Origin of the sequence: Flavobacterium aquaticum, assembly GCF_003259835.1 — a bacterium.
In the GTDB taxonomy this organism is placed as follows: domain Bacteria; phylum Bacteroidota; class Bacteroidia; order Flavobacteriales; family Flavobacteriaceae; genus Flavobacterium; species Flavobacterium aquaticum.
The window spans coordinates 1-1,704 of the sequence record NZ_QLMI01000021.1 but is presented as its reverse complement, the minus strand read 5'-3'; the positions used below and the strand labels follow the sequence as shown (position 1 = coordinate 1,704).

The window sequence follows — 1,704 nt, the reverse complement described above, 5'->3', positions numbered from 1 at the left end:
CAAGATTTTTGGATAACAATTTAAAAAATAATCTTTCGAAAAAATAGGAGAGAAGCTTTCAGCGTAAGTTCGGAAAATATGTTGCACACAACGTTCTGCGGCTTGCTCTCAGTGGCGTTAGACCAACACCAAGCCATTACAAATATAACAAAACATTCCATTCAGCAGCGGATTTTCCGAAGGAAAATCCGGAAGTAGCCATTGAAGCAAACCGCTGTTACCAGCAGTTATTTTAATTTCAAGCTCTTTTTTAATATTGTATATCCATTCCAGAATAATGAATGTTCGAAATATGTAAATTTTTCTTCATTTAGAATTATCTCATTTAATGCATTGGAAGTGCTTACAAAATTAACTTCAGGTAGGCTTCTTAATTCAGTTTCGTATTTTACTAAAGCTTCAATATCTGTTGATTTCAACTTTCTTTTTTGTTTTTTATATTTGAGAAAGTAATAACTATTTTTTTTATAAATTTTTATAGAGTCTTCGCCACTATTAAAGCATCCTGAGAATTTTAAATTAATAGTAAGTGTATCTTTATTTTTTAAGTTCAGAACCAAAAGATTTTTTGACTTAGGATTTTGAAGCTCGTCAATATATAAAATAATTTCTTGTCCGCCAAGTTGGTTATTTGCTTCATCAAGATTTACCGTTTTTTCAATTTTTTCTCCAAAAAGATTATTATAACAAAACTTATATTCACCATTTGGGACATTCTCGTATAGAGCAAATGAATCAGGATATGCGATGTTTTTATATTGTAGATTTTCTTTAAATATTTTTAATGTATCAACAATTAAAGTAATATCATTTTCAGATTGACTTCTTTTTAGATAAACTGATAGACGAATCTGCGAAAAAGCGGAAACTGATAATAAAAATAAGAGTGCTATTAAGTACAGTTTTTTCATAATTGCTGGTAACGTTCTGTGGCTTGCTCTCAGTGGCGTTGCACCAACACCTAGCCATTACAAATATAACAAAACATTCCATTCAGCAGCGGATTTTCCGTAGGAAAATCCGGAAGTAGCCATTGAAGCAAACCGCTGTTAGCAGTAGTTTTTATTTTTTTTCAAATTTATATTCTCTGTAAAACCAGCCCGTTTGATAGCTCTCAAATCCAAAACTCTTAATTCTATTTTTTTTCAACTCCTTTTCTAAATCAGTCAAATTTGTCACAAAGGCATTCACAATCTCTGATTTCATCCCATTTTTAAAGTAAATAACAATTGATTTTGACTTCCACATATTTCTCCCAAAATATACTTCGGATTTTGAATATGCTTCAATATCCTTCAACATAAAGTTAGTCATTTTGAGTTTATTTAATTCAAAAATTGATATTTCTGTATCACTAATTACAAGAAATTTAAAATAAAAACTCAAAAAATAAGTCAAATGAAAAATTACTAAACCAACAAAAGATAAAAAAACTAATGAGCCTAATAAAATCCAAAAATCAAATTTTAAACTAATGTTTTCAATTAAATTTTTCACAAAAAACAAAAGCATTGAAACAAAAAAAAGTATAAAAATTAATTTTATAAGCGGAAAAATTAATTTAGGATAAAAGATTTTTTTCATTTTTATGTTTTCTGCGGTTAAATTACTGCTAACGTTCTGCGGCTTGCTCTCAGTGGCGTTGAACCAACACCAAGCCATTACAAATATAACAAAACATTCCATTCAGCAGCGGATTTTCCG

At 29.2% G+C, this 1,704-nt stretch carries 2 protein-coding genes; both read right to left on the bottom strand.

The genetic code is table 11. The annotated features are described in order from the left end of the window. Positions 1–227: 227 nt before the first annotated feature. Positions 228–911, bottom strand: coding sequence for a hypothetical protein (locus B0I03_RS13105; protein ID WP_111567879.1), 684 nt, complete (start codon positions 909–911; stop codon positions 228–230). A 151-nt stretch (positions 912–1,062) separates the two neighbouring features. After that, the gene (locus tag B0I03_RS13100; protein ID WP_146603307.1) at positions 1,063–1,584 is read right to left on the bottom strand and encodes a hypothetical protein; all 522 of its coding nucleotides are present in this window, start codon (positions 1,582–1,584) and stop codon (positions 1,063–1,065) included. Between the last annotated feature and the right edge of the window lie 120 nt (positions 1,585–1,704).